This window comes from Limnohabitans sp. JirII-29 (assembly GCF_003063395.1).
GTDB lineage: Bacteria > Pseudomonadota > Gammaproteobacteria > Burkholderiales > Burkholderiaceae_C > Limnohabitans.
The window spans coordinates 83,142-107,822 of the sequence record NZ_NESB01000010.1 but is presented as its reverse complement, the minus strand read 5'-3'; the positions used below and the strand labels follow the sequence as shown (position 1 = coordinate 107,822).

Genomic DNA, 24,681 nt, shown 5'->3' with positions numbered 1-24,681 from the left:
TCTCAGGTTCAAGACAGAGGGGGCGCCTGATGGCATGTTGCCGTTGGGCCCAACCCTCGACGTTTTGAAAGCTCATTCCTATGACTTCGATTGCCATCATCGGCGGCGGTATCACCGGCGTCACCTCGGCCTACGCGCTGGCCAAACGCGGTTTCTCGGTCACCTTGTTCGAACGCCACCGCTACGCGGCCATGGAAACTTCGTTTGCCAATGGCGGCCAACTCTCTGCCTCCAACGCCGAGGTGTGGAACTACACCGGCACCATCCTCAAAGGCTTGAAGTGGATGCTCAAAAGCGATGCGCCGCTGCTGGTCAACCCCAAGCCCAGCTGGCACAAGCTGTCTTGGTTTGCCGAATTCATCGCGGCCATCCCGCACTACGAACGCAACACGGTGCAGACCGCACGCATGGCCGTGGCGGCACGTGCGCACTTGTTTGCTTGGGCACAAGAAGAGGGCATTGATTTCGACCTCAAGCGCGAAGGCATCTTGCACATCTACCGCGACAAACAAGGCTTTGAGCACGCGGGCGAGGTGTCCAAGCTGTTGACCCAAGGCGGTTTGCCACGTCGTGCCGTGACACCACAAGAAATGAAAGCCATTGAACCCACGCTGGCTGGCAATTACTACGGAGGTTATTTCACCGAAAGCGATTCAACCGGCGACATCCACAAATTCACCAATGGTTTGGCTGCTGCCGCTCAACGTTTGGGCGTGCGCATTCTGTACGGCCAAGACGTGACGGCGGTCAGCAGCAATGGCACCCAGGCCGTGGTCAAGGTCGCGCAGCAAGATGCGCAGCCCAGCGTGCACACCTTCGACAGCTTGGTGATGTGTGCAGGCACCGCCAGCCGAGAATTGGCCGCACAGCTGGGCGACCGCGTGAACGTCTACCCGGTCAAGGGCTACTCGATCACGGTCAACCTCAACGATGCCGCCAGCCAAGCCGGCGCGCCTGTGGTGAGCCTGCTCGACGATGAAACCAAACTGGTCACCAGCCGTTTGGGCGTGGACCGTTTCCGCGTGGCAGGTACGGCCGAGTTCAACGGCTTCAACCGTGACATCCGTGCTGACCGCATCCGTCCTTTGGTGGCATGGGTGGAGCAGTGCTTTCCCAAAATCGATACCCGCTCGGTGGTGCCATGGGCCGGACTGCGCCCCATGATGCCCAACATGATGCCGCGTGTGGGTCGAGGCAAAGCGGTCAACGTGTTCTACAACACAGGCCACGGCCATTTGGGCTGGACTTTGTCTGCCGTGACCGCCGACATGGTGGGTGATGTGGTGGCAGATGCCATGCGGGCACAAACACCTTCGCCCATTTCGGTGTCTGGCGCTAAGGCTGTTGCCGCTTGATACATCGTGTGCGGCCTAAGCATTTGACCGCGCATACGCACTGGCAAAATAACCACGGGCCTTCGGGCCCGTTTTTCATCGGCCCTATTTTTTCTCGAACACACCATGACTCCCACACGCATTGCCGTTGCCGGTGCCGGTTATATCGGTCAAGCCCACATGCAGGCGGCTCAACACAGTGCCACGGTCACGTTGACCGCGGTGGTTGACCCATCGCCTGTGGCCAAAGAGGTTGCGGCCAAAGCCGGTGTGCCTTGTTACGCCTCCTTGGCCGATTTATTTGCCAACGACCGTCCCGATGGCGTGGTGCTGGCCACGCCCAATGCCCTGCATGTGGCCCACGCGCTGGCATGCATGCAAGCGGGTGTTCCTTGTTTGCTAGAAAAGCCCATTGCACCCACCGTGGCCGAAGCGCAAACCCTGGTGGACCAGGTGGAGGCTACAGGTGCCAAAGTGCTGATTGGCCACCACCGCGCGCACAGCCCCATCATGGCCAAAGCCAAAGCCGTGGTGCAAAGCGGAGAACTGGGCCAGTTGGTGGCGGTGATGGGCAGCGCCACCTTTTACAAGCCCGACCAGTACTACGCCGATGGCCCGTGGCGACGTGAGGTGGGTGGAGGGCCCATTTTGCTCAACATGATTCACGAGGTGCACAACCTGCGCATGCTGTGTGGCGATATCGTGGCGGTGCAAGCGTTTGCCTCGAATGCCATCCGCGGCTTTGCGGTGGAAGACACGGTCGCCATCAACCTGCGGTTTGCCAACGGCGTGCTGGGCACCTTCTTGTTGTCTGACACCGCAGCGTGTGCGCGCAGTTGGGAGCAGACCTCGCAAGAAAACAAGGCCTACACCAGCTACGACGACGAAGACTGTTATGTGATCACAGGCACCAATGGCAGTTTGTCGGTGCCCACCATGCGCTTGAAAACCTACCCCCGTCCCGAGGACCGCTCGTGGTGGAAACCGTTTGACGTCAGCACGGTCGAGATGGTGCGCACCGATCCGATTGCGCAACAAATGGAACACTTCGGTGCCGTGGTGCGAGGCGAAGCGACACCGTTGGTCACCGCACGCGATGGCTTGGCCAATTTGCGCGTCACCGAAGCCATTGTCGAAGCCGCCAAAACCGGCAGCACCATCGCTTTGGTGTGAGTCAACGCCTCAAAACCAAGCGGTTGCGCTAGAGCGTTGACTGCAAGTTGTGGAATGCAAAATTTTGTGCAGTTGTTCTCAACATTGCGATAAAATTTGATTCATACAATCCCTTCGCGGTGTCATTAAGTTGGCTCATGCTTAGGGCGAAAAAGCCACCGCAAGGTGGCTTTTTCATGGGTGAGGTTAACTTGCTGAGAACAATTGTTTATGTAGATGGCTACAACCTCTACTACTCGCGGTTGAAGGGAACCCCATACAAGTGGCTGGATATCCCCGCACTTTTTCGTGATCGCATTGTGACGCCACAAAACCCAGCTTCTGAAGTTGTGAAGGTCAAGTACTTCACATCTCCAGTCATGGCTTCATATGCCAGACACGGCAAAGCATCGGAAGAAGCACAAACGCAATATTTACGTGCTTTGCTTGCTCGTTCTGCGGGCTTCATGAAGGTCATCAAGGGCTTTCATGTATTTCAGCCGACGCACCTGCCAGCATACCGTGTGGGTGCCTCTCCAAATAAAGATGATCTCTCATCTGTGTGGATGATTGAGGAAAAGCAAACAGATGTGAATATTGCGCTTGAGGTTTACCGCGATTCAATTCAAGGTTCTTGCGATCAAATCGTCGTTTGCTCAAACGACAGTGATATTGAGACAGCTTTCCGATGCATTCGTACAGATGCTCCGCACGTCCAAATCGGCTTGGTAATGCCGCTGCGAGAGGTGATGGGTGAAAACTTGAATCGTCCAAACCAACGATTGGTACAACACGCACATTGGGTTCGCCATCACATCCGGGATGAAGAGTTGGCCGCTTGTCAGTTACCCCAAAACATTCAAACCAAAAAGAAACCAGCTTCAAAGCCTGCGCACTGGTGAGGCTCTCAAAACCAAGCGGCCACCGCGTAAGGAATCAACAGCGCACCCGCGATGCCGTGCAGCCCCATGCCTAAGCTGGCATACGCGCCTGCTTCGGCGTTCACGCTGAACGCACGTGAGGTGCCAATGCCGTGGGCGGCCACACCCAGCGCAAAGCCGCGTTGCCACCAAGCTGTGATGCGCAGTGCATCCAACACATAGCGCCCGAGCACGGCCCCCAAAATACCGGTGCTCACGGCAAAGATGGCGGTCAAAGTGGGCGATGCTTGCACCCGTTCGGCTATGCCCATGGCGATAGGCGCGGTGACCGACTTGGCCACCAGCCCACGCACCAGGGCTTCGTCCACGCCCAGCCAACGGGCCATGCCCACCGCGGTGAACGCCGAGGTCAAGCCGCCCGCCACCAACGACAACAGCAACACACCCATGCGTCCTTTCAAAGACGCCAAGCCTTTGTAAATCGGGATCGCCAAAGCCACGGTGGCAGTTCCTAGCAAGAAGTGCACAAACTGCGCGCCTTCAAAATATTTGGCATAGGGCATCTTCAGCCCGCTGATGCTCAAGGTCACCAACACCACCGCAATCAACACCGGGTTGGCCAGTGGGTTGCGTTGGCTGCGTTCGTAAATGGTCAGGCCCAGCCAGTAAGCGCTGAGCGTCAACACCAAGGCGAGCAGCGGACTGCCTGAGAGGTAGACCCAAATGTCAGAGATCGGGGGCAGGGTGGTGGTCATGTCAGTCTTTCTTGGCCAGCACTTTGAGCAAGCCCGCCGTCACCGCCACCGTGGCCACCACACTCACCACCAAGGCCGCGCTGATGGCCCATGCGTTGGCTTGCAGCAAGGGCAAGTACAACACCACGCCCACCGATGCGGGGATGAACAACAAGCCCAAGTGCTGCAAGATGCCGCTGCCCACCAGGTCAATGGATGCAGGCACTCTTCCACGCACACTGAGAAACACCAGCAACAACACCAAGCCCAGCACAGGCCCGGGAATAAACGGCAGTGCAAACTTAGAGACCAGCTCGCCCAGCGCTTGAAAGATGAAGAGTTGAACCAAGCCTTGAATCATGCAGCCAGTGTAGACAAGTGCATGGCATCAAAAGTCAAAGCCCAGCTGTTGCTTGGCGGCTTGACTTGTCGTGGGTTTGACTTTTCGGGTGGACAAGGTTTTTCTGGAGGCATGCTTGTCCACCACAGACTTTTTGCCCGCCTTGACTTCTGGCGTTTGACGTCGGCTGTGCAGTTGTTGCTTGCCTTCACGTGTGGCTTGTGCCAGATCGACCACAGGCTGCGCGACGTCCACCCCCAGTTGCACGCCTGCGTGGGTTTGTACCGGCTGAGGCATCAACCAAGGCTCGAACAGCCAGCTGTCTGGCACGCGGCGCATGGCGGGTAGCCAGCGTCTGACAAACACACCGTGCGGATCGTGGTCTTGTGCCTGCTTGATGGGGTTGTACACACGCGTGGTGTTGATGCCTGTGGTGCCTGATTGCATTTGCAATTGGCTCCAGTGAATGCCAGGTTCGTAATCGAGAAATTGCGTCGCTAACCACTCGCCCACCGGCCGCCAGTGCAGCCACAAAGGGTAGGCCGCGACTGACACCAACATGGCGCGCATGCGAAAGTTCAGCCATCCTGTCTCGCGCAGCATGACCACGCAGGCGTCCACCATGGGCCAGCCGGTGCGGGCGGCTTTCAAGGCTTCAAAGTACGCCGCATTGAAGTCTTCCTCGCGCAGTCCGTCGTAGCCACGGTGCATATTGCGCCATTCAATCTCGGGCTCACTCTCGAGTTTTTGAATGAAGTGACAGTGCCAATACAAGCGGCTGATGAACGCAGTCAGCCCCGCGCGGTGGCGCGTAGCCGAAGGTGGCAATTGCGCGATGTGTGCCCGGGTGTGTTGCACCACCTCGCGCATGCTGATGCAGCCCCAGGCCAGATACGCCGACAGGCGCGAACACGCATCGGGTGCCGTCAACGGAGAGGAAATACCCCCGCGATAACCCAAGCTGCGCGCATTCAAAAAGCTCTGCAAGGTAGCCAGTGCCAAAGGTCTTCCCCCTCGCTGGCGCAACGGAGGGTTGTGTTGCAAGTGCGCGGGTGCGTCCATCACAAAAGCTGGCGCTGGCACACGTGACCAAAACCTGAGTGGACCCACCTGTTGCAGCGGTGCCGCCATGTGTTTCTCCCAAGCGGCTTGCCACAGGTTTCTGTTCTTCAAACCACGCACCACACCAAACTGCGCCTGCTCTTGCCAAGGTACGTTGTGTGATCGGCACCAAGCGGCTACTCGCAGGTCGCGGGCGTAGGTCCATCCGTTGCCTGTTTCCTGGTGTGAATGCAGTCTCTCAAATGGATGGTCTTGCCAAATGCGAGACAGCACTTCCGGCAACTCGCCGACGTGTATTTCCAACCACCCACCTTGGGCACGCAATGCCTGATCGAGTGCTTGCAGCGATTCACGGACAAACTCAAAGTGTTGCAGGGCGGCGTCAGGCTGCAACCACAGTTCAGGCTCCACCACGTAAATGCAGCGCACGGGTCCACGCCTGCCTGCTTCGGCAAGTGCTGCATGGTCTTGCCAGCGCAAGTCACGCTTGAACCAAACCAGTTCATAGCTCATGTGTGCGGTGTGTGGCTGGGGTTGACCACTTGTGTCAGCGCTGGGTGGCGTTCGGTCTGGGAATGACTTGGTAGGACGTCATTTTCCCTTGTGCATCGACTTTGGCCAGCACCATGTCGCCCGAGGCGATGTTCTCGCCCATGAAGGCATGGATGTTGACGTGGTGCGTCACCAAGATGAGTGCCTTGTTGCCTTTGGTTTTGACCCTCTCAGCAATGAATTGCTCAAGCGCTTGCGTGCGAGCCTTGGCTAGGTGCATCTCATCAAAAAAAGAGGCCAAGGCAGGCGCCACCTTGAAGCCGCTGAAGTGCAGCAGCTCCGCCGTGTCCTTGCAGCGGCACCACGCGCTGCTGTGCACGTCAGCCGTTGTCACGCCTTGCTTGCGTAGCCACTGGCCCACCACCACGGCTTGTTGGCGTCCCTCTGCGCTCAGGTTGCGCTGGGTTTTGCAGTCTTCCAGCGTGTAACCCGTGGGGTCTCCGACACCAGGGGCCAGGGTGTGGCGTATCAGCAAGACGTAGTCAGGCGACTGAAGTTTCTCTGACAAGTCGCTGGCCAGTGCGCACACCGACAGCAGGAAACAACAAGCAGTGAAGGCAATTTTTTTCAGATTCATGTCACTCAATCTCGCAAAGCTTGTGTAGGGGAGGCTAGCTATTGAAGCCCTGCATGGCAGGCATTTTCAGTGAACAAGACGCACCAGAAACTTGTTCTACAAAAAACATTAAAAATAATAAAAACAATACTAAAATACCTAATAGATTTAAATTCATAAAATTTTTATTAATTAAAAATATTGATTTTTCAACTTCATATTCAAAAGACCAATTTCCAAACAGGGACAGATCATGAGAACTTATCTGCGCAACGCTTGCCCCTTTTTGATGTTGAGCCTGTTTCATTTATGTTCCGGCGCACAAGTTCAGGAGCCTTTCTTAGAGCTGGGGCTGCAAGAGGTGCTACAGCTCGAAATCACCTCCGTGTCTAAGAAACCACAGACGATCTCGCAAGCCGCCGCCGCCGTGTTTGTGATCACGGGGGACGACATCCGCCGTGCCGGTGCGCAAAACATCCCTGATGCGCTTCGGTTGGCGCCAGGGATCAATGTGGCGCAAATCAGCTCGAATGCATGGGCCATCAGCGCACGTGGTTCGAATGGCCGTTTTGCCAACAAACTCTTGGTCATGATTGACGGACGCTCTGTGTATTCGCCCCTGTTTTCGGGCGTTTTTTGGGACACACAAGACACCGTGTTGGCAGACATTGATCGCATTGAGGTCATCCGTGGTCCTGGTGCTTCGCTGTGGGGGGCCAATGCCGTGAATGGTGTGATCAACATCATCACCAAATCCGCTGCTGCCACGCAAGGCAGCTTGATCGACGCCAGCATTGGCAACACCACCCAAGGCAACGTGTCGATGCGTTATGGCGGTGAATGGCAAGGCTTGGGGCATTGGCGCATTTATGGCAAAGCTTTTGAGAACAAAGCGCTTGACCTTGCCAATGGACTGGACAAAAACATGAACAACTGGCGCCAGCAACGTATTGGCTGGCGTGCAGACCTCAACCCCAGCGCGCAAGATGCGGTCACCGTACAGGGTGAACTGCATCAAGGCTCGTACGGCGAGTCGGCACTGCTCAACAACTTATCCTCGCCGAGCAACGTGCCGCAAGGCACCACCCAATCCGATTCTGGCGGCCATCTGTTGGCGCGCTGGCAGCGCGACTTGCCCAGCAACAACTCGCTGACCGTACAAAGCTACTTTGAACACACCCGGCGCGATTGGCCGGCCCACCCCTATTACCGGCTCGACACCTGGGATGTGGACGCGCAATACCGCCACCGCGAGATCAAGTTACATGACATTGTGTTGGGCGCCTCGTTTCGGCAAAACAGCGATGAAGTTCGCACGTCAACCACGGGGCTGCCCCCGGGCATCGAGCAATACCAAACATTCAACGCCGATCATCTGCGCACACGCATGTGGAGCATGCTGGCTCAAGATGACATCAGCCTTATTCCAGACAAGCTGATCCTCACGGTGGGAAGCAAATTTGAAAAGTACGAGGAAGAATCGCTCAAACCTTTGCCCAACGTGCGCTTGATGTGGATGCCCGATGACAACCAAACATTTTGGACATCGGCCAGCAAAGCCATTCGCACACCCAGTCGCATAGACCGCAATGGCACCACGCGGTCTCTCTTGCCTCCAGAGTTCACCTTGAACGGGAGCAGCCTGCCTCGACCTGGCTTCATGGATGTTTCAGGTAAAACGACTTCTGAGGAGTTGTGGGCCTACGAAGTGGGGTGGAAGCAACGCTTGGCGCAGGGCCTCACGCTGGATACCTCGGTGTATTACAACGATTACAAGAAGCTGCGCTCTGGTAGTTTCAGTGCGAACAATTTGCAATGTATGTCTCCTGGCGTCAATCTCCCGACGTTGGCTTGCTTCATACCGGAAACGACACCGTCCAATCAGTACTTGCTTTTGCCAGTCACCCTGCGCAACGAGTACACAGGGCACAGCCAGGGCATCGAAGCCTGGCTGGACTGGCAAGCCACGCGCGAACACCGCTGGCAAGCCAGTGCGAGTCGCTACAGCATGAAGGTCAACACCACGGCGGCGAACGCCTACAGCCTGGAGTCAACCGGCAGCAGCCCCAAATGGACGGGATCTGTGCGCTGGTCCTACACACCCAACCAACGCACAGAGACAGATGTGATCGTGCGCTACGTTAGCGCGTTGGACGATGTGCTCTTTGGTCAGTCCATCCCCAGTTACACCACAGCTGACATGCGCTGGGCCTGGCACAGCTCACCCGAGGTGCAGTGGAGCGTGACAGGACGAAACCTCTTGATGTCACGTCACCCGGAGTTCATTTCAGAGCTGTCTGACACGGCGCGTTCCTTGGTTGGACCTTCTGTGATTTTTGGTGTACGCGTCCAGTATTGACCGGTTACACCGCTAACACACATGCGCACTTGCATGCTTCAACGCATCGTGGCACTGGTTGGGTTCAGTGTTGTCATGCTGTGTGCGTCGCTAAGCACGAGTCATGCACAAACAGATTTGTCACGAGAGGCGCGCATCCAAGCGGTACTCATCCTGCGCTTGATCAAATTTGTGGAGTGGCCAGCTGACAGCATGACACGCACAGAAAGTCTGCAAGTGTGTATCTGGGGTGAGTCACCCACTGAGATCGCACTGCAAAGCCTGCAAAACCAAAAAATACGTGAACGAGACATCCGCTTCAAGAAACTGACGTTGCCACTCGACACCCGTGGCTGCCATGTTCTTTACGTCAGCAATACCGTTCGAGATGTCAGCCCTGCACTGCTCTATGGCTCGGGCAGCAACGCCTTGTTAACGATCAGTGACATGCCTGATTTCAACAAGCGCGGCGGCATCATTGCCTTGGTTCGCAAAGACAACCGCATTGGTTTTGAAATTCAGCTGCGCTATGCCCGCGAGCATGGCTTGCAAATTGGTGCGCCGCTCCTTGAGTTGGCACGCGTCGTGGACTGAACAGGCAGGCTCATATGCGCAAACCAGATCTCATCAAAAACAAACTCAACAGCTTGATGCTGCGCACGGTCACCCTTGCGCTGAGCGCGGCGACTGTGCTTTTGTTGCTCTACCAAGGTTGGACCTTCCAGCAAAACATGTTCGATCGACTCGCGGTGGTGTCGCAAATGGCGGGCAGCAACCTCACGGCTGCGCTGGAGTTTGAAGATGCACGTCAAGCGCAGTTGCTGCTTCAATCGGTGCAAGCCGAGCCAGACATCGTGGCCGTGACGGTCTATGACCGCGAGCGCCAACGCTTTGCGAGCTACAGCGCGCAAGGACGAGCAGCCTCAGTTCATCCCGAACAGCTGACCAGCGAAGATGCCCACCAACACAGTGGCTACGTGTTTCGCGTCAACTTGATGGAGCACACAGCGCCCGTGTTGCTGCACGACGAAACCGTGGGCTACATCTTGATCAGCGCCAGCCCCAACCGTTTGCTGCAACAGTGGGGGGTCAGCTTGCTGTTCATCATGCTGATTTCAATCGTCTCTGGTTGGTTGGCCATGCGCGCGGCATCTGCTTTGCAGCAGCGCTTGGTCGAGCCCATCACCGGGCTGGCTCAGTCCATGCGCCAGTTCACGCAAGAGCAAGATTTCGGCATCCGCGTGCACAGCCAATCCGATGATGAGATTGGACAACTGACCCGTGGCTTCAACGACATGTTGACGCACTTGCAAGAGCGAGAGGTCGCGCTCGATGACCGCAATCGACAATTGGCACACAGCAACCAAGAGCTTGAACAAGCTGTCAAAGAGGCCACACAGGCTCGCCTCGTGGCTGAGCAAGCGGCCTACGTCAAGTCCATGTTTCTGGCCAATATGAGCCATGAAATTCGAACCCCCATGAGCGGTATTTTGGGCATGACCGAGTTGTTGCTCGACAGTCCTTTGCAAACCGAACAACGCAGCCAGGTAGAAACCGTACTCAGCTCTGGCCGGGCGCTGCTGAGCATCATCAATGACATCTTGGATTTTTCAAAAATCGAAGCCAACAAGATGGTGCTCAGTCCTTCGACTGTGGAGATACGCAGTCTGCTGCAAGATCTGATTCAACTCTTCCAACGCAGTGCGCAACTCAAAAACTTGTCTCTGCGCTTGACCGTCGACCCCGAGGTCGTCAATTGGTGCCGTGTCGATGCGGGGCGCTTGCGCCAAATTTTGGCCAATCTGTTGGGCAATGCCATCAAGTTCACCAATGCCGGCGAAGTGCATCTGCATGTGTCACAAGCGCAGGCGTCTGACACACGTGTGCAATTGTGCTTTGAAGTCAGTGACACAGGCATTGGCATTTCGCCCCAACAACAAGACCATATCTTTGACGAGTTCAACCAAGGCGACATCAGCACTGCGCGACGCCACAGCGGCACCGGTTTGGGTTTGGCCATCGCGCAGCGCTTGGTGCAGCTCATGGGCGGCAACATACAAGTCCAGAGCCAAGTTGGCCAAGGCAGCACGTTTTGGTTCTTAGTCGATTTGGACATGGAATCTGCCGTCACACCCACAGGCACTGCCCAGCCACACCAGGTCATGCCCAACAACCCCATCGGGCATCCCGTGTTGGGCTACAGCTGCCGCGTCTTGGTGGTGGAGGACCATCCCGTCAATCAAATCTTGGCCCGCACAGCCTTGAAGCGTTTAGGCTGCGTGGTTGATGTTGTGAACGGCGGTGCAGAGGGCGTCGAGGCAGCCACGGCCAAGACTTACGACCTGATACTGATGGACTGTCAAATGCCCGATGTGGATGGCTACGAGGCCACGCGCCAGATTCGGTTATGGGAGAGCCAGCAAACCAGCCCTGAGCGCATACCCATCGTGGCACTCACGGCCTACGCCATGCAAGGCGACCGCGAGAAGTGCGAAGCCGCCGGCATGGATGACTACCTCACCAAACCTTTCACAGGCCACAGCTTGCTCGACGTGCTGCGGCGCTGGACGCGCGATCCGCAATCAAAAGCTTGAGCTTCGAAAGTTAGCGCGCTGTTGCACACACCGTCGCTGGGCGGGCACTGGTCGCGACAGGCATCAACTGCTAAACAGTTCTGAGTGGGTGCCCGCACGCACAAAATGAACTGTGTTGTCGCCCACTTGGTAAATCAATAAAAAGTCGCCGCCGATATGGCATTCACGGTGGTCAGCCCAATTGCCTTTGAGCGCATGGTCTAACCATTCGGGCCCGAGAGGCATGTCGTTCGCAATGAGCTGCACCATGACCTCTTTGAGGCGCACCATGTCATAGCGCCCCGAGTGCGACAAACGTTGCCAGTCTTTGAGAAACGTCTTGGTGTAGTCAGACGCACGCGGCAGCGCAGCGCGTTTACTTGCGGCTGTTTTTTTCAAGATCAGTGAACAGTTCGTCAGCCGTTGCAAAGCGTGCACGGCGTTTGGCCATCATGGCGCGGGACTCTTGCATCGCAGCCAGTGTTTCGGCATTGGGCACTTTGAGTTCGAGAGGAAAGGCTTGGTCAATCACCACGCGGCGTAAAAACAAACGCACAGCGTCTGACACAGACAAGCCCATGGCTGAGAGGGCCTCTGTGGCTTGCTCTTTGGTGTCGTCATCCACACGAATGTGGAGCATGGAGGTTTGTGCCGTCACTGCGGACTCCTGCGAAATTTAGAATGGATCGTATTTTGTATCTCAATTGAGATATTGTCAACCGCCCACGTCTGTCAACGACTTGCCAGCGCCAACTGCAAGGCCAACTGGTTGTGCCGTTCAATCAGCGGCCCCATGTCGACTGTGGCAATCTGTCCTTGCCGCACCACCACACGGCCATTCACGAGGGTGTAGTCCGCTTGGCCACTGGCGCACAGCAGCAGCGCGCCCACCGGGTCGTGCACCGCAGCGCCGGCCATGCTGAGGGTGTCGGTGCGGAACATGGCAATGTCGGCGCAGTAGCCGGGGCTGAGTTGCCCCAGCTCGTGCGCGCGGCCCAGCACCTGGGCACCCCCGCGTGTGGCCAAGCGCAGGGCGTCACGCGGTGTCATGTCAGACGGGCCCACGTCACAGCCGAAGACGGTGCGCCCGTCCACCACGCGTGGTGCTTCCAAGGCACGCCCCACCCGGGCCAGCAACATAGCTTGCCTTGCTTCGTTGAGCAGGTGTGCCCCGTCGTTGCTGGCACAGCCGTCTACACCCAGGCCCACGGGCACGCCCGCATTGAGCATCTTGCGCAAGGGCAAGATGCCGCTGGACAAACGCATGTTGCTGCAAGGGCAGTGGGCAATGCCCGTGCGTGTTTTGGCAAACAGGTAGGTGCCCGCGTCGTCGAGCTTCACCCCGTGGGCGTGCCACACGTCGTCGCCCACCCAGCCCAGGTCTTGGGCGTACTCGGCGGGCGTGCAGTTGAACTTTTCTCGCGTGTAGGCAATGTCGTGGTCGTTCTCGGCCAGGTGCGTGTGCAGCCGCACCTTGTAGGCGCGCGCCAACTCGGCCGAGCTGCGCATCAGGTCTTGGCTCACACTGAAGGGTGAGCATGGGGCCACGGCCACATGCGTCATGGCACCAAAGCTGGCGTCGTGCCAAGTCTCGATCAGGCGTTGTGTTTCTTTCAGAATGAAAGGCTCTTCTTCCACCACGCGGTCGGGCGGCAAGCCGCCTTGCGATTGGCCCACGCTCATGCTGCCGCGTGTGGCCGTAAAGCGCATGCCCATGGTGTGGGCGGCCTCAATGCTGTCGTCCAGCCGCACCCCGTTGGGGTAGATGTACAGGTGATCGCTGCTGGTGGTGCAGCCACTCAGCAGCAACTCGGCCATGGCCACTTGGGTGGACACCTTCACCATCTCTGGCGTGAGCCCCGCCCATATGGGGTACAGCCCTTGCAGCCAACTGAATAGCTCGGCGTTTTGCACCTGTGGCACCGCCCGTGTGAGCGACTGGTACATGTGGTGATGGGTGTTGATCAGGCCAGGCACCACCACGTGGTGGCGGGCGTCAATCACTTCGTCCACCGCACCGGGGGCCAGCCAGGCGTCCACCGGTTCGTCGGACTTGAAGATGCGGTCAATGCGCCCATCGCGTATCAGCAGCGAGGCGTGATGGAGTTCGGTGTTGGCATCGTCAAGTAACGCGATGCAGCGGGCGCGGTGAATCAGCAGGGTGGTCATGCGCAAACTTTAACTGCTCTATGTCCCGAGTTTTCTGACCAACGCAGCATCGGGAATGTCCCATGTGTTGAGGGCTTGCCCCGTGCGGCATCGGTTTCTAAACTGAAGCGATGAAAACCTACAACATCGCATGCATTCCCGGAGACGGCATTGGCCAAGAAGTAGTTCCAGCAGGCCAGCAAGTGCTGGCAGCCCTGGCCTCGGGCAGCCAAGCATTCACCTTCAACTTCACCAGCTTTGGCTGGGGTGGCGACTGGTACCGCGCACACGGCGAGATGATGCCCAAAGACGGCCTTGATGCTTTGCGCCACATGGACGCCATATTGTTTGGCTCGGCAGGTGACCCACACATTCCCGACCACATCACGCTGTGGGGCTTGCGCCTAAAAATTTGCCAAGGCTTTGACCAATACGCCAACGTGCGGCCCACGCGCATCTTGCCTGGCATCGATGCGCCCCTGAAGCGTTGCGCTCCAAAAGACCTGGACTGGGTGATCGTGCGAGAAAACTCAGAAGGCGAGTATTCGGGGGTGGGCGGCCGTGCCCACCAAGGCCACCCCATTGAGGTAGCCACCGACGTGTCCATGATGACCCGTGCGGGCGTGGAGCGCATCATGCGCTACGCCTTCAAACTTGCGCAGTCGCGCCCGCGCAAGTTGCTGACCGTGGTGACCAAGTCCAACGCGCAACGCCATGCGATGGTCATGTGGGATGAAATTGCCGTGCAAATCAGCCGCGAATTTCCTGATGTGACCTGGGACAAAGAGTTGGTCGATGCCGCCACCGCGCGCATGGTCAACCGTCCCGCCAGCTTGGACACCTTGGTGGCCACCAATTTGCACGCCGACATCTTGAGCGACTTGGCGGCTGCGCTGGCAGGCAGCTTGGGCATTGCGCCCACCGGCAACATCGACCCCGAGCGCCGCTACCCCAGCATGTTCGAGCCCATCCACGGCTCGGCCTTTGACATCATGGGCCAAGGCCTGGCCAACCCCGTGGGCACGTTTTGGAGCTGCGTCATGTTGCTCGACCACTTGGGCGAACACGCGGCTGCACAAAAACTGATGCACGCCATCGAACAAGTGACCGCCAACCCCGCCCTTCATACGCGTGACTTAGGCGGCAGCGCCACCACCGCGCAAGTGACCGATGCGGTGTGTGCGTTGATTCGTTGATTCATCAGGAGACAACATCATGAGCTTGCAATTTTCTTGGCGTGTATGGGGCGCTGGCTTGGCGGCTGCTGTGTTGTCAACGCTGGCCTTGGCGCAGCCTTGCCCCGATAAGAACGTGCAGTATTGGCAAGCCTTTCCACCGGGGGGCGAGTCTGACTTGTCGGCCCGCCATCAGCAACTGGTGTTGAAGAAAAAGTGCGCCGCCATTGAAACCATCGTGCAATACAAAGCGGGGGCAGGTGGCGCGCTGATGTGGACGCAAATGAACGCCTTGCCCGCAGACGGTGTCAACGTGGTGGGCATCAACCTGCCGCACATCGTGTTCCAGCCCATTGAGGGCCAAGTGCAATACAAAACGGCAGACGTCACACCCGTGTATTGGTTTCACTACACGCCAGACATTTTGGTGGTGCCCCTGGCCAGCCCCATCAAAACCTTTGCCGACTTTTTAGCGGCTGCTAAAAAAGACCCGGGCAAGCTCTCGCTGGGTGGTTCGGGTTTGAACTCGGCCAACCACGCCGCGCACGAGCGACTCAACGCCGCCTTCAACATCAAGACCATTTACATCCCCTTCAAAGGCACGGGCGACATGACCACGGCAGTGCTGGGCAGCCAAGTGGATGGGGCCATGACCTACACCCCATTTGCCATTGCCAACAAAGCGCGTGTGCGCCCGCTGGCCGTGGCCATGGAGCAGCGCCATGCGCTCATGCCCGACGTGCCCACCTTCAAAGAGCTGGGGGTCAACTGGGTGGACGGTGCGTACCGCGGCATTGGTGTGCCCAAAGCCACCACGCCAGAACAGCGCAAACGTTTGTCTGAGCTGTGGGCCAATTTGAACAACGACCCCGAGATGAAAGAACTCGCCGCCAAAAACGGCTTTGAGTTGGTCAACGTTGGTGTGGATCAAATGGATGCCTTCATGAAAGAACGCACAGAACTCTACACAGAAGGTGCTGCGCGTTTGGGGCTGGGCAAAAAGTAAAGCGCTGTGACTGGCCTCTAGCTGGCGGCTCATGCGGGTTGCGACAACAAAGCTTTGTCTTGCGACACAATATGCGACACTTATGACGACAAAATAGCGTTAAATAGTGTCGCGATAAATGTCTCGCCACGACAGACAGAAAGGCCCCGCCATGCCACGCACCACCCCCAGCGAAGAACTTCAGTGGATCGAGTCCATCGTGTTGGTCCACCCTCAAGGCATACGCATCTCGGACATTGAGGCCCAAATGGCACAGCGCCAAGCGGGGCAGCTCCACCGCCGCACCTTGCAGCGGCGCTTGCAACGGCTGATTGAGATGCAACGCCTGCGTGCCGAAGGCCCTGGCATTTCTATGCTCTACAAACCCAATTTGCTTGCCAAAACAATGGCACGCGAACCCACCACCTCTGCATTTGTGGGTGGCGCGCAGGCAGAGCCGTACATCTCGGTGTCGCCCGCTGGTGCGCGCATTCGCGATCAAGTGCGCTTGCCTTTGATGCACCGCCGCCCGGTGGGCTATCGACGCGAGTTTTTGGAGGCGTACCTGCCCGGCAACACCTTTTACCTGAGCGAATCGCTGCGCAAGCAGTTGCACCAGATGGGCCGCACATCGGCCAGTGAGCGACCCGCAGGCACCTACGCCCGCGACATCTTGAGCCGTTTGCTGGTGGATTTGTCGTGGGCTTCGTCCAAGCTGGAAGGCAACACCTACAGCCGACTCGACACCCAAAACCTCATCGAACTAGGGCAAGTGGCCCAAGGCAAAGACGCGATTGAAACGCAGATGATCTTGAACCACAAATCAGCCATTGAGATGCTGATTGAAGACGCACACGACGTGGGCTTTGACGCCTTCACCTTCAAGAACCTGCACGCCGTGTTGTCGCAAGACTTGATGCGCGACCCACTGGCCAGCGGTCGCTTGCGCTGGCGGGTGGTGGACATTGCGGGCACCGTGTACCACCCGGCTGCTTTGCCGCAAGTCATTGAAGACGGCTTTGCGCTCATGCTTGACAAAGCGGCAGCCATTGCCGACCCGTTTGAACAGGCGTTTTTTTTGATGGTGCAGCTACCCTATTTGCAACCCTTTGAAGACGTCAACAAACGCGTCTCGCGCATTGGGGCCAACATCCCGCTTATCAAACACAACCTTTGCCCTTTGTCGTTTGTTGATGTGCCTGAACGCGCCTACATCGAAGGCACCTTGGGGGTTTATGAACTCAACGAAGTCGATTTGCTGCGCGATGTGTTTGTGTGGGCCTACGAGCGTTCATGCCAGCGTTACTTGGCCATCACGCAAACCATGGTTGAACCCCATCCACTGAAAATCAAATACCGCGAGGCTTTGATTCAAGCCGTGCAAACCGTGGTCAAAAACCTGCGCAAACCACAGCCCGCCGTGCTGGCCAAACTGACACGCGAGGCCGCTGATGCTGCTGACCGCGAGCTTTTCAAACAAATGCTGACCGACGCATTGCAACAACTGCACGAAGGCAACATCGCCCGCTACCGCCTGCGCCGCGCTGAATATTTGGCTTGGCAGCAAAAGTGTGTGGGGCGCGTTGCTTGACCCAATCTATGAACATCAAATTTGAAAGCACGTTTCTAGTTCAGCCTGATCTTCCGCAGACAGGCAGAGTCGCTTGGCTTTTTGTCGCCATGTGCTCAACACCTTTTGTAAACGCTTGAGATCTTCCTGTGCTTGGGCAGGCGTTACACGATAAAGCTCTGCTGTGCTGAGGACCGTGTCGAGATCCGGTTCTGTGCTGGTGTCATCTATCGCCAATATGTGACAGTCTTTTTTCGTAGATGGGTTCATGTCGTAGGCAGGGGCCAGCCGCCAACCGTTGGGTTGTCGGATGAAGCCATGGTTGCGCAGATGATCATCTCGATTGGCCACGCTTACGTTGAACAATACCCGACGGAACAACTCACGCAGGTCTTCGGCCAGCTTGTTCTCAACGCCGCTTTTGTTGGCGATGAATTCGGCTAGGTCGAGGTAAGACGATTCTTCGCTGTCGCTGCGACCTAAGGCTGCCATAGCGGATGTAAAGAATCGTCGGCGTCTGTTTTCTCTATCAAAACGACGCGTGATGAAGGTGTAGTAGCCCGGTCCTACTTTTTCTAAACGGGCCGGAGCCACGTTCAGCTTGAATTCATCGGCGAGTTGATGCAAAAGCATTTCACGCAATGCCCAATCATGATCATCATCTGCCCCAGGAAACTTGGCTATCCACAGATGACCTTGCTTGTCCTGCAAATTGGCCTTGGGGCGGGCACCACCTAAAGAGGCACCAGGTGCGACCAAGACCCGCAGCCACTGTTGTAAGAGGTCCAGATCTTCTACTTTCTTGCGGGTGAGTTCCAAGGCCACGGCCTGGAGTTCTCCAATGTGCGTCAGCGCGGGCGCAGACAAGGCCTCGTTGGCCAGGCAGCTGCCGTCCACGAATAAGGGAGGCTGCCCCTTGCTGAGTTGTCGATCGCTTTGCAGGGCAGAAAACCGCAGAGCCCCCATGCGGGTCGCGTCTTGCACGCCAAGAAAAAAGTCCCACGCGCGGAGCTCTCGACGTGTGCGGCCCTGTTGTTTGGCTTCTACTACTTCGCGACGCTTCATGAGCGTTTGGCCCCAACGGTCTGGGCAGCTGTCCAAGAAGATGCCGAAGTTGGAGTCTTTGGGGTGAAAGTTGCCACCAGCCAAGGACAGTTCAGGATCGAGCGCGAATGCTGCTGGGTTTTTCAGCCACAGGGGGGAGTATTCAAACCGGACTGACTCGCCGCCTACCCGATAAAGACGCCCCAGATGGGCCAGCGACCCAAACGCTGGATCGTCCAGCCAAACTTCCAAACCTTCTGGCAGTTGGTTCGGTGGAGCAGCTTGTGAGGCAGTGCTCATTTCGAGTCCCCTTCCTGGCCGTCTTGTGGATCATGGGTTGAGTCGGCAAGGACTTTGCGTTTAGGGGCACGGCGTGGAACGGCCAGCCCCGCATCTTGGAGACGGCGACCCACAGGGTCTTGGGCAGCAATCAGTGCGAGGTCTTTTTCCAGGCCAAGCACGGCCAACACACGCAGGTAGGTGCCCAGGGTCACCGCTGGATCGCCTTTTTCCACCTTGTTCAGCGTAGGGCGAGACACTTCTGTTCGTTCGGCTACTTGCGACACCGACAGCCGACGGCGCAAACGAGCTTCGCGCAGCCTGAGCCCCAGCTCGCGCAACAGACGCAACTGGGAAGGATAGAGGGAAGGAGCTTTAGCTGGCATAACAGTAACCATTATGCGCTATTCGACATTTTTTTGTGAAAAATACATTCTCTTATGAATCTATGACTGCTTGCATCGGATATCCATGCGCTTCACCGTCCATGTCTTCCCGCCGCGTTTTCACGGCGCGCACCAGCAGTGCTTTTTGCACTTTTACGTTCAGCCGGTCAACGGTGGCCGCTGGCCTGCCTGCGGGTGCCATGAGCCCAGCCCACGAGCGAACGTCATAGTCGGATACGCCTTGCTGCGACACGGTGGGCACGTCTGGCAGCACGGGCCAGCGCTGCGCGTTTGGGGCTGGGCAAAAAGTAAGCCCTCAGCCCGCCAGCAGGCGTTGTGCCTCTGCCACCACCGCATCGGCAGGCCGCATGACCCACATATTGGGCATGGCACGCAGCGACGCCAAAATTTCGACCGGCTGGTGCGTGGGCCCATTGCGGCCAATGCCAATCGAGTCGTGGCTGAACACAAACTTCACCGGCAGCCCCATGAGCGCCGCCATGTCGTTGGCCGTCGAGCTCCACCACATGCCAGCCTGCCACACGAAAACGCTCGGCCACGTTCTCGCTGATGGACAGTTCGGTGCTGCCGTCGTCGGTGATTTGGTTGTCGTCCCACAGCAGCACCAGGTGGTCGCCAAAGCGGGCGTTCAAATACGCCTCGGCCACCGCCATGCCAAACGCGTTGGCAATGCCTTGGCCCAGCGGGCCGGTGGTCACTTCAATGCCGTTGGCTGATGTGTGCCCTAAGCCGTGCGGGCGCTCGGGGTGCCCTTCGCACACCGAGCCCAGCACGCGAAAGCTTTGCAGCGCTTGCTTCGGAAACTCTGGGTAACCCGTGAGGTGCAACAAGGCATACAACAACATCGAGCCGTGGCCGTTGGACAGCACCACCCGGTCGCGGTCAAACCAGCCTGCGTCTTGCGGATTGAACTTGAGGTGACGGGTGTAGAGCGCCGTGGCAATTTCGGCCATGCCCAGTGGCACACCTTGGTGGCCTTCTTGCGCTTTGACAATGGCGTCGATCGACAAAAAACGGATGGCGTGCGCCAGAGCTTGTTGGGGGTGTGCATTCATGGCGCGGATTTTTGCGAACCCGATATATGAAGACAAGCGATGAATATTCAGGCTTTGCTGAAACGAATTCAATCTTTGTGGGGCGGCGGTTGCCGCGTTTTAAGAACAACGCTGGGTGGGTTTGGGCAGGCAGGGGGGACACTCATTGAGTGAGGTGAATAGCTGGTTTGCAGCGTTCCTTACATTGATGATCAGATGGGAAATAGCTGAAGTGATGCGCATTGCAACCGTTCATTTGACCGCTTGATAGACCTAGTGTGCAGTCAAAGCTCCCCTAACTTTTTTAGGGATAACTACATTTTTGGTCTGAGTAGTTCTCGATAGATTCTCTCGGCTTGGCTGTATGTGATGGCCGGCTCTTTGATGCGTATTGCTTGGATCACCTTAGCTTCATCAGACCGTTCACTATTAGCCGCCTCGAACGCAGCATCCAGTGCTATACGTAACTTAGCTTCGTTGTAACCAGGTCCAAGCAGCCTCTTCACGGCCAGATAAAAACTCTGCTGTCTAATGCTCGCCATCATCTTGAGCGCCTTGATTCTGTCGGCGGGTTCTGCTGAAGACTGTGGGCTCAGTGCGTTGTTCAGTGACTTCTCAGCGTCAGTGATTTTCTCCAGCGAAAGCTCAACCTCTGCTTTGTCTATCCAATGGCTTGGGCGACACGCCGGAAAAGTGACGACTCTTGCCAACGCTTTGGCCGCCAAATCCAATTGTGAGGTTGCTATGTAACCGAACGCCAAGTTCTCCCAAGCATTAAAGCTGTTTGGTTCTAAATCCGTAGCGGCCTTGTAATGCGGTATTGCATATTTCCACCCATTTACTTTAGCTTGGCAGTAGCCAATGCTGATCTCATCATCAGCTGTTCGATCACTTTTCAGAGAAAGGTACGCTTCAAGTGCTTCCTTGTATCGCCCCAATGCTTGTAAGCTCAGACCAAGGTCAAATGCAGATCTTCCTAGATCAAAAATCTTGATCGCCTCGCGATAAAGAGGAATGGCTTTTTCATGCTCACCCAGCCGGGCGTGGGCAACCGCTTGGTTGCCAAGCTTGTTGTAGCGATCAAATATAGATGGCTCATTTTCCGTTGTCTGAGACAGATGTGTGCCAATCTTTGCGGCCAATTGAATTAATGTATTCTGAAGTTCAGCCATTGACTGAAATCGGTTTTCCGGTCGCTTGGCACAGCATTTCCCAATGACTGGATAAAGTGGCGAATCTATCCTTGGCAGATCTGCTTGGTTGTGCATTCTCTCCAGGGTTGTGAAGATGATGTCTTCATCAACCCGTCCTTCAAGGCGCGGTACAAACGGCAATTCCCCTTGCGCTAGTTCAAAAAGCGTAATCCCCAGGCTATAGATATCGCTTCTGAAATCACATGCATATGCGTTAGAAAATTGCTCTGGTGCCATGTAGGCAGGTGTGCCAAAAGATGTGCCCTTCATCGTCCTTCTTGAATTAACATCACCTTCAACGGAGATGAGACTTGATGGCCTTGGGCAGCCAGGCAAAAGACCCAAGGAGGCAATGCCGAAGTCTGTTATTCGTGCAGTATGCGAATCATCGATTAGTATGTTTGCAGGTTTGATGTCGCGATGTGCTTTTACCCCAGATTTATAAGCGACCTCTAATCCTGTGCAGCATTCAATTGCCCATCGGATTTGATTTTTAATGGGCACCTGTCCTGTTTTAATGTGCTCGGCAAGGGTTGTGCGCCCATATTGATCTGGCGTAACGTAGTCCATAACTAACGCCACTTCATTGCCTCGAACTTCAATGAATCTTGCGGGGACAATGAATGGGCTGTCCTCAAGACTTAGTAGCAGGCGTGCCTCGGTTTCAAAGCGTTTTCTACTCTCCGCATTGATCCTCTCTGTCTTCATAAGCTTTAATGCATCGAAGCATTGAACTTTAGGGTTGTGACAGTAGGTTAGGAACACTTCACCGAACCCACCAACACCCAGCAGATCAATGATTTCGTATTCATTAAAAATGAGATCGCCAATACGACGGGTGGTTCCATTGATCTTTGCTCCGTGCTGATATGGTCGTTTTCCTGATTGTTGATCCAAGAAGAGCCGGAAAAGCGTTGCGACCGTTTTCTCATCCCGGTAATCCCAGGCATCAAGCAATATCTGTCCGCGCTTCATCCGAGACTTGGGATTGACAACCGTCAGCCAATTTTTGAAATCTTCACATCGCGCAATCTTCATCCAGGTCGACACATGAGCGTCGAGAAAGTGGAGAACACGCAGGGTTCGGGCCTTTTTTTCGGATCTAGCAATCATTTGAGCGAGGCAAGCCTCAATGTCTGTCAACATATTTGTCATTAAATGCCTCCGTGTGCACGGCGTAAGTGTTGATGTATCCGTTAAAAGAGTTTAGTTAAACCATCTTCTTCCATACATGCAAAGACCCGAATATGTTTTTCTTACGGGGTGCGCGACACTTTGCACTGGCTGGTGGTGGTCAGCCGGTTATCCTTGGTCGTGACACCGACGTGCCCCGGGCATCCCGGAAGTAGTTCTTTGATGCACTCCCATTGGTCGTCTCTCAATGCGTATCTGTGTCCCATTGCTTTGTGCCCTTTATGGCAATACGCATTGAATGGTCGACATCACCAAAATAATGACACGCCCTGGTAAAACAAGACAGCAGAAAGAAACCTATGACTGACGAAATAAAAGCTCCGCTAGATCAAGGCGAAACCCGCGACATGACTGTTGTCAAAATTGTTTTGGGCTTCGTTCCATTAGTAGGTGGTGCACTTGCTGAAGTTGCGGGGTGTGTAAACGACAACTTGTCTCGGCGGCAAGAACATTGGATGCTCCAAGTTACGGCCGCAATCAATGATTTGCAGCGAAAACTAAATATTAGTGTTGAGCAGCTAATGCAGAGCGAGAGATTCACATCGTTTTTGCTCCAAGCCACTCCGATAGCGCTAAAAAATCATCAGCAAGCAAAGATAGAAGCACTCAAAAACGCACTTTTCTCTGTGGGAGAGCTTGAGTTTAGTAATGAGGATTTAGCCTTTCAATATCTGCGGTACATCGATGAATTGACTGTTTCGCACCTAGGTATTTTGCATGCCATCTCAAAAAACGAAGACGCTTTCAAAGAGGTCAGATCCATGGAGGCGGCGTTTCAAATGTTGACGCAAGAAGAATCGCCAAATTTGTCACTAAATGTAATGCGAGCTTACATTAGAGATCTTGACTACAAGGGTTTGATTAATGCGGCAGACCTTGAGGATTTGCCTGAGTTTGAATCAAAAGCAGGCTACGTTGCCAAAGAACAGTCAGCCAGAAACTCGCTAAAAGTGACAAATATGGGTGCTGAATTTCTTTCGTTCGTCTCACAACGATGAAGCAGGACCAGTGCGCCTTCGATAAGTTCTAGACACGATGAACTATTCCACAAGCTCTTCGCCTCAGGTCTTGGCGTGCCGCGCTGGGTAGACGATGAAATGCGATTGCACCCCTAAATTTAACTTGTAGCAGTCGGGTTGGTTTGCGTTCAAGCCGAACAAATCACTGTTTAGGTATCTTTGCTTCGGCAACAACCTGAATCCATTTTTGCGTCTGGCTGGCCACCATGTTTTTCATTTCTTCGGGTGTGCTGCCACGCGCTTCGCCGCCCATGTCTTCCAGCCGCGCTTTCACGGCAGGCACCAACAGTGCTTTTTGCACTTCTGCATTCAGCCGGTCAATGACGGCTGCTGGTGTGCCTGCGGGTGCCATGAGGCCAGCCCACGAGCGAACGTCATAGTTGGCTACGCCTTGCTCCGACACAGTGGGCACGTCTGGCAGCACGGGCCAGCGCTGCGCACCGGTTGCCGCCAGGGCACGCAGTTTGCCGGCCTTGATGTTGGCCATCACCGCAGTGGGTGGCGCAATGATCATCGGAATGTCACCCGCCAACAAGGCGGTGAGTGAGCCCGCGTCGCCTTTGTAGGGCACATGCAGCAGCTGCGTCTTAGACATGCTGGCCAGCAGTTCACCAGCCAAGTGGTGGGTTGACCCAATGCCTGCTGTGCCGTAGCTGATTTGCTCAGGGTTGGCCTTGGCCGCAGCCAACAAGGCCGACAAATTTGCAAACTTGCTGTTGGCCGGCACCACGATGAGGAACGGGAAATAGGTGATGGTGCTGACCATCTCAAAGTCTTGCACCGTGCGATACGCCAAGTTGTTGTAGAGCGCGCCTGCCACCGCATGTCCGCCCGTGGCCAGCAGCAAGGTGTAGCCATCGGGTTTGGCTTTGGCCACGGTCGCCGCCGCAATGGTTCCACCTGCTCCGGCCTGTGCCTCCACCACCATGGCTTGCCCCAGGCCTTTGCTCATTTCTTGGCCCACGGCTCGGGCAATGGCATCGGCGTTGCCACCGGGTGCAAAGCCCTGAAGAATTTTGATGGGGCGCTCAGGATAGGTTTGTGCGCCCACGTGAGGTGCCAAGCCCAGCGATCCGGCGCCTAGGGCGATGAGTACGTTTCTGCGAAGCAT

General features: G+C 56.1%; 24 protein-coding genes and 2 pseudogenes. 11 read left to right on the top strand and 15 right to left on the bottom strand.

What is annotated here, in order from left to right; translation table 11 throughout:
• Positions 1-80 precede the first annotated feature (80 nt).
• The 3 genes from B9Z39_RS14690 to B9Z39_RS14680 all read left to right on the top strand — a co-directional run bounded on the left by B9Z39_RS14690 (position 81) and on the right by B9Z39_RS14680 (position 3,388).
• On the top strand, positions 81-1,355 hold the full coding sequence (locus B9Z39_RS14690; RefSeq protein WP_108302208.1) for a D-amino acid dehydrogenase: 1,275 nt from the start codon (positions 81-83) through the stop codon (positions 1,353-1,355).
• A gap of 105 nt (positions 1,356-1,460) precedes the next feature.
• Entirely contained in the window at positions 1,461-2,507 is a 1,047-nt protein-coding gene (locus B9Z39_RS14685; protein WP_108302207.1) for a Gfo/Idh/MocA family protein, read from the top strand.
• A 176-nt stretch (positions 2,508-2,683) separates the two neighbouring features.
• Positions 2,684-3,388: an NYN domain-containing protein gene (locus B9Z39_RS14680; RefSeq protein WP_108302228.1), complete on the top strand. Its 705-nt coding sequence runs from the start codon at positions 2,684-2,686 to the stop codon at positions 3,386-3,388.
• 5 nt (positions 3,389-3,393) lie between these two features.
• Here B9Z39_RS14680 and B9Z39_RS14675 read toward each other — a convergent pair whose 3' ends face one another.
• Genes B9Z39_RS14675 through B9Z39_RS14660 form a run of 4 tightly spaced genes read right to left on the bottom strand, consistent with a single transcriptional unit; the run spans position 3,394 to position 6,632 of the window.
• On the bottom strand, positions 3,394-4,122 hold the full coding sequence (locus tag B9Z39_RS14675) for an LrgB family protein (RefSeq protein WP_100147806.1): 729 nt from the start codon (positions 4,120-4,122) through the stop codon (positions 3,394-3,396).
• A 1-nt stretch (position 4,123) separates the two neighbouring features.
• The gene (locus tag B9Z39_RS14670; RefSeq protein ID WP_100147807.1) at positions 4,124-4,462 is read right to left on the bottom strand and encodes a CidA/LrgA family protein; all 339 of its coding nucleotides are present in this window, start codon (positions 4,460-4,462) and stop codon (positions 4,124-4,126) included.
• A gap of 27 nt (positions 4,463-4,489) precedes the next feature.
• Positions 4,490-6,016: a cryptochrome/deoxyribodipyrimidine photo-lyase family protein gene (locus B9Z39_RS14665; protein WP_108302206.1), complete on the bottom strand. Its 1,527-nt coding sequence runs from the start codon at positions 6,014-6,016 to the stop codon at positions 4,490-4,492.
• A gap of 34 nt (positions 6,017-6,050) precedes the next feature.
• The gene (locus B9Z39_RS14660) at positions 6,051-6,632 is read right to left on the bottom strand and encodes a histidine phosphatase family protein (protein WP_108302205.1); all 582 of its coding nucleotides are present in this window, start codon (positions 6,630-6,632) and stop codon (positions 6,051-6,053) included.
• 53 nt (positions 6,633-6,685) lie between these two features.
• On the opposite strand from B9Z39_RS14660, the gene B9Z39_RS16925 reads away from it, so the two are divergent.
• From B9Z39_RS16925 to B9Z39_RS14645, 4 genes are read left to right on the top strand one after another with little or no spacing between them, the layout of a single operon-like run.
• A complete protein-coding gene (locus tag B9Z39_RS16925; RefSeq protein WP_146183343.1) occupies positions 6,686-6,868 on the top strand; it encodes a hypothetical protein in 183 nt (60 codons plus the stop codon).
• A complete protein-coding gene (locus B9Z39_RS14655) occupies positions 6,865-8,970 on the top strand; it encodes a TonB-dependent siderophore receptor (RefSeq protein WP_108302204.1) in 2,106 nt (701 codons plus the stop codon). Before B9Z39_RS16925 ends, B9Z39_RS14655 begins: the two co-directional genes overlap by 4 nt.
• A gap of 33 nt (positions 8,971-9,003) precedes the next feature.
• On the top strand, positions 9,004-9,543 hold the full coding sequence (locus B9Z39_RS14650; RefSeq protein WP_158269511.1) for a YfiR family protein: 540 nt from the start codon (positions 9,004-9,006) through the stop codon (positions 9,541-9,543).
• A gap of 14 nt (positions 9,544-9,557) precedes the next feature.
• A complete protein-coding gene (locus B9Z39_RS14645) occupies positions 9,558-11,543 on the top strand; it encodes an ATP-binding protein (protein WP_108302202.1) in 1,986 nt (661 codons plus the stop codon).
• Between the two features lie 63 nt (positions 11,544-11,606).
• Here the strand turns inward: B9Z39_RS14645 and B9Z39_RS14640 are convergent, their stop codons facing one another.
• From B9Z39_RS14640 to B9Z39_RS14630, 3 genes are all read right to left on the bottom strand, one after another.
• Complete coding sequence (locus B9Z39_RS14640; RefSeq protein WP_100147847.1) at positions 11,607-11,927, bottom strand: type II toxin-antitoxin system YafQ family toxin; 321 nt, start codon at positions 11,925-11,927, stop codon at positions 11,607-11,609.
• Entirely contained in the window at positions 11,899-12,180 is a 282-nt protein-coding gene (locus tag B9Z39_RS14635; RefSeq protein WP_369823344.1) for a type II toxin-antitoxin system RelB/DinJ family antitoxin, read from the bottom strand. Before B9Z39_RS14635 ends, B9Z39_RS14640 begins: the two co-directional genes overlap by 29 nt.
• A 74-nt stretch (positions 12,181-12,254) precedes the next feature.
• Positions 12,255-13,691: an 8-oxoguanine deaminase gene (locus tag B9Z39_RS14630; protein WP_108302201.1), complete on the bottom strand. Its 1,437-nt coding sequence runs from the start codon at positions 13,689-13,691 to the stop codon at positions 12,255-12,257.
• Positions 13,692-13,801: 110 nt separating this feature from the next.
• Here B9Z39_RS14630 and B9Z39_RS14625 point away from each other — a divergent pair, with 110 nt between their 5' ends.
• The 3 genes from B9Z39_RS14625 (at position 13,802) to B9Z39_RS14615 (ending at position 17,421) form a co-directional block, all read left to right on the top strand.
• Positions 13,802-14,866, top strand: a complete 1,065-nt coding sequence (locus B9Z39_RS14625) for a tartrate dehydrogenase (protein ID WP_108302200.1) — start codon at positions 13,802-13,804, stop codon at positions 14,864-14,866.
• A 19-nt stretch (positions 14,867-14,885) separates the two neighbouring features.
• Positions 14,886-15,851 carry a tripartite tricarboxylate transporter substrate binding protein gene (locus tag B9Z39_RS14620; protein WP_108302199.1) on the top strand — a complete coding sequence of 322 codons (966 nt, stop codon included), beginning with the start codon at positions 14,886-14,888 and terminating at the stop codon, positions 15,849-15,851.
• Positions 15,852-16,002: 151 nt separating this feature from the next.
• The gene (locus B9Z39_RS14615; protein WP_108302227.1) at positions 16,003-17,421 is read left to right on the top strand and encodes a Fic family protein; all 1,419 of its coding nucleotides are present in this window, start codon (positions 16,003-16,005) and stop codon (positions 17,419-17,421) included.
• A gap of 15 nt (positions 17,422-17,436) precedes the next feature.
• On the opposite strand, the gene B9Z39_RS14610 is transcribed toward B9Z39_RS14615, so the two are convergent.
• The 7 genes and pseudogenes from B9Z39_RS14610 to B9Z39_RS14580 all read right to left on the bottom strand — a co-directional run.
• Entirely contained in the window at positions 17,437-18,744 is a 1,308-nt protein-coding gene (locus tag B9Z39_RS14610) for a type II toxin-antitoxin system HipA family toxin (RefSeq protein WP_108302198.1), read from the bottom strand.
• Positions 18,741-19,109, bottom strand: a complete 369-nt coding sequence (locus B9Z39_RS14605) for a helix-turn-helix transcriptional regulator (RefSeq protein WP_108302197.1) — start codon at positions 19,107-19,109, stop codon at positions 18,741-18,743. The genes B9Z39_RS14610 and B9Z39_RS14605 overlap by 4 nt, the downstream gene beginning before the upstream one ends.
• Before the next feature lie 52 nt (positions 19,110-19,161).
• A complete protein-coding gene (locus B9Z39_RS14600; RefSeq protein WP_233249024.1) occupies positions 19,162-19,362 on the bottom strand; it encodes a tripartite tricarboxylate transporter substrate-binding protein in 201 nt (66 codons plus the stop codon).
• Between the two features lie 63 nt (positions 19,363-19,425).
• Positions 19,426-19,599 (bottom strand): hypothetical protein, encoded by a 174-nt coding sequence (locus B9Z39_RS14595; protein WP_233249025.1) that lies wholly within the window; start codon positions 19,597-19,599, stop codon positions 19,426-19,428.
• A gap of 19 nt (positions 19,600-19,618) precedes the next feature.
• Positions 19,619-20,185: pseudogene (locus B9Z39_RS14590) on the bottom strand (transketolase); the annotation flags it as partial.
• 293 nt (positions 20,186-20,478) lie between these two features.
• Positions 20,479-22,512: a protein kinase gene (locus tag B9Z39_RS14585; RefSeq protein ID WP_108302195.1), complete on the bottom strand. Its 2,034-nt coding sequence runs from the start codon at positions 22,510-22,512 to the stop codon at positions 20,479-20,481.
• A 140-nt stretch (positions 22,513-22,652) separates the two neighbouring features.
• Positions 22,653-22,757, bottom strand: a pseudogene (locus B9Z39_RS14580) (IS5/IS1182 family transposase); the annotation flags it as partial.
• Between the two features lie 93 nt (positions 22,758-22,850).
• Here B9Z39_RS14580 and B9Z39_RS14575 point away from each other — a divergent pair.
• Positions 22,851-23,549, top strand: coding sequence for a hypothetical protein (locus B9Z39_RS14575; RefSeq protein ID WP_146183342.1), 699 nt, complete (start codon positions 22,851-22,853; stop codon positions 23,547-23,549).
• Positions 23,550-23,712: 163 nt separating this feature from the next.
• Here the strand turns inward: B9Z39_RS14575 and B9Z39_RS14570 are convergent, their stop codons facing one another.
• A complete protein-coding gene (locus B9Z39_RS14570) occupies positions 23,713-24,681 on the bottom strand; it encodes a tripartite tricarboxylate transporter substrate-binding protein (RefSeq protein WP_108302193.1) in 969 nt (322 codons plus the stop codon).